This window comes from Limnohabitans sp., from assembly GCF_044373035.1.
Lineage (GTDB): Bacteria > Pseudomonadota > Gammaproteobacteria > Burkholderiales > Burkholderiaceae_C > Limnohabitans_A.
The window spans coordinates 1-3,156 of sequence record NZ_JBILQU010000191.1 but is presented as its reverse complement, the minus strand read 5'-3'; the positions used below and the strand labels follow the sequence as shown (position 1 = coordinate 3,156).

4 protein-coding genes are annotated in these 3,156 nt (G+C 64.5%); all 4 read right to left on the bottom strand.

Annotated features, from left to right (window positions below; translation table 11 throughout):
* On the bottom strand, positions 1-341 hold a 341-nt coding region (locus ACIQ47_RS15645), incomplete at its 3' end, for a hypothetical protein (protein WP_396438968.1).
* Between the two features lie 35 nt (positions 342-376).
* Complete coding sequence (locus ACIQ47_RS15640; protein ID WP_396438967.1) at positions 377-2,464, bottom strand: RecQ family ATP-dependent DNA helicase; 2,088 nt, start codon at positions 2,462-2,464, stop codon at positions 377-379.
* The gene (locus ACIQ47_RS15635; RefSeq protein WP_396438966.1) at positions 2,452-2,865 is read right to left on the bottom strand and encodes a type II toxin-antitoxin system VapC family toxin; all 414 of its coding nucleotides are present in this window, start codon (positions 2,863-2,865) and stop codon (positions 2,452-2,454) included. Before ACIQ47_RS15635 ends, ACIQ47_RS15640 begins: the two co-directional genes overlap by 13 nt.
* Positions 2,866-2,867: 2 nt before the next feature.
* The gene (locus tag ACIQ47_RS15630) at positions 2,868-3,134 is read right to left on the bottom strand and encodes a FitA-like ribbon-helix-helix domain-containing protein (protein ID WP_396438965.1); all 267 of its coding nucleotides are present in this window, start codon (positions 3,132-3,134) and stop codon (positions 2,868-2,870) included.
* Positions 3,135-3,156 lie beyond the last annotated feature (22 nt).

The window sequence follows — 3,156 nt, the reverse complement described above, 5'->3', positions numbered from 1 at the left end:
TCGGGCACGATGCGCAGCAGCACCGTGACGCGGCTGTTCTGCCCGTTGACGATCACGCTCTGGTTGAGTTGCGCGTGCAACTGCTGCTCGCTGCGGCGCACAAACTCGCTGGCGGTTTTGACCAGGGTGATGAAGGCGTTGCCATCTAACGGCTTGGGGTTCTTCTTGTCGCGGCCCATGGTCCAGGGGCCGACCAGCGCTGGCTCAGACGCACCGGCTTTGAACATCGCCACGGCCCAGCCATCGTCATCGTCGTTCTTGATGACCTGGGCGGTCCAGTTTTCGTCCTGCCACAACCGGGCTTCCTGCAACAGGGGTATGTTTTGTGTGTCGTCGTTCATCGTTTCATCGTTCAAAAGTTGGTGACGATCATGCCTCAAGGCTGCAAATGCAAAGCCAGCACCAGAACTTGGCTCACCCCCTGCTCGCGCAACAGCGCCGCTGCCACGGTGGCGGCCCAGCGGGTGCGCACTGTGCTGGTGACCAGCAGCACTGGCCCTGCGGGCAATGCGGCATCGGGTGACAGAAAAATGGCCGACTCCAGATGCGCCACCAAAGAGGTGGAGGCGGTGTCGTCGGGTGCTGGCCCGCCGCGCCAGCTGAACACGTCGTGCAGGGGCAAGCGGCCTTTTTGGGCAATGTGCGCCGCCAATTGCTGGTTGGCGGCCATGTTCGGTGCAGGCAGCGGCACCACGCACACGGGCCGTACGGGCCAGCTTTTCGCCCAACGGCCCAGGGTGGCCAAGGCCCCGGCCAGCAGCTCGGGCGGCACATCCTCAGATCCAACGCACTCCCCGCGTGGGGCCTCTCGCAAGGCCTGCAGTTCGATCACCCACCCCGGATCGTCGGCAAAGGCCACAGCACGGCCCGCATCAAAACCTCGAATCGTGCCTTTGCGGCCCACCCCTGCGGGCCAGCGTTTGCGCGACTCGATGTCCACGTCCATGCCACGCAAGAAGTCACGCGCCGCAACCAGTTTGTCTTGTGAAGGCGTCAGGCCCGGAAACGGCAACTGCCCCGTGCACACCGAGCAGCGCCCACACGGCGCGGGCGAAGGATCGTCCAGGGCCGTCTGCAAATACGCCATCAGGCAGCCCGCACCCTGCGCATACTGGCGCATGATGCCCGCCTCTTGCTGGCGCACTTGGGCCAGTGCCGTCCACTTGGCGGTGTCGTGCACATAGGGCACGCCCGTGGCGCGCCAGGCCGTGCCGTCTTTGTCCACCAAGCCCTCGACCGCCAAAATTTTGAGCAGCGCCTCCAAGCGCCCCCTGCGCACGCCCGTGTCGGCTTCGATCTCGATCAGGCTGCGACCATCGCCACCCAGGCTTTGCAACACCTTGGCCGCCGTTTGTGGGTCAGGAATCGACGCTGTGGCGAAGTAATCCCAAATGCGCTCATCTGCGTCAGAGGGCAGCAGCACCCCTTCGGCATGCGCCACCGCCCTGCCCGCCCGCCCCACTTGCTGGTAATAGGCCACCGGGGTTGAAGGCGAGCCCACATGCACACAAAAACCCAAGTCCGGCTTGTCATAACCCATGCCCAGCGCCGAAGTAGCCACCACCGCCTTGACCTGGTTGTGGCGCAAACGCTCTTCCACTTTCAGGCGGGTGTCGGCGTCTGTCTGGCCTGAGTAAGCATCCACCGCGTGGCCGCAGCTGCGCAAAAACGCCGTCAACCGATCCGCCTCGGCCACCGTCAACACATACACAATGCCCGAGCCGGGCAACTGCTCCAGCGCATCGGCAATCCAGGCATAGCGCTGCAAAGGTGACAAACCCGGCACCACCGACAGCGTGAGCGAAGTGCGCGCCAGTGTGCCGCGAAACGTGACCGTGTCCGCGCCCAATTGCTTGCCAATGTCCAGCGTCACCCGCTCGTTGGCTGTGGCCGTGGTGGCCAGCACGCTGGCGGTGGGCGTAGACAACAGCGCCCGTGCCAGCCGCTGGTAGTCGGGCCTGAAATCAAAACCCCAATCGCTGATGCAATGCGCCTCATCGATCACGATCAGGCCCACCCGGGCCAGCAAAGCGCCCAGCCGCGCGGCAAAGCGCGGGTTGCCCAGCCGCTCGGGCGAAACCAACAAGACGTCGATGGCGTCATCGTCCAGCCGCTGAAACACATCATCCCAATCGTCGAGGTTGGTGGAGTTGACCGTGGCCGCCTTCAGCCCCGCCCGCTCGGCCGCGCTCACCTGGTCGCGCATGAGGGCCAAGAGAGGTGAGACCACCAACGTGGGGCCAGCGCCCGTGCTGCGGATCGCGTGCGTGGCCGCCCAGTACACCGCCGACTTGCCCCAGCCCGTGGCCTGCACCACCAGCACGCGAGAGGCCGGTTGAAGCACCGCGTGCACCGCGTCCACCTGATCGGTACGCGGCACAGCGCCCGGCCCAGCCAATCGCGCCAAGATGGTGTGCATGTGCTGTTCGGCGAAGTCGCGTTGCAGCGTGTTCAGCTTGTCCATGGATTCACCCAACTGAGCCCCAGCCCTTCGAAGTCGCGCACATTGCGTGTCGCCAATCGCGCACCGTGCGCCAAACAGGTGGCGGCAATTTGTGCATCGGCCATGGCCAGCGGCTGACCTTGTTGCTCTCGCGTCGAGAGCAAATCTGCATAAACCACCGCGGCGGGCAAGTCAAAGGCCAACACACGGCCAGCAAAGTCTTCGGCCAGCATGGCCTCAAAAGCCTGCGTCAACTGCGCTCTGCGCGAACCCATCGGCAAGCGCGCCAGCCCGTAAAGCAACTCGGACACAACCACACTGCACAGCCACAGATCCCGGTCTGATTGCGCGTCCACCCAGGCCAGCACCGCCGGGTTGGGCACCGGCCGCATCAGCTCAGACACCACGTTGGTGTCCAGCACGATCACAGCCCAGCCCCTGAAGCGGTGTTACCAAGGTCCGCCGCACGGGCAGGCTCGGTGCGTTCTGGCTGTGGCAAGTCCGCGCCGCCTATTGACGCAAACCGAGCGTTTAAACGGCTGCCCAAACCCGTGGCCGCAGCAGGCTGCGACAACACGCTGCGCAAGATGGTGCGCACCTCTTCCTCCATGGACCGGCCGTTTGCCGCTGCGACCAAGCGCAGCTTGTCCTTGATCTCGGTCTCGATGTTGCGAATGGTCAAGGTAGACATGGGGCTTCTCCGTTGTGGTTGC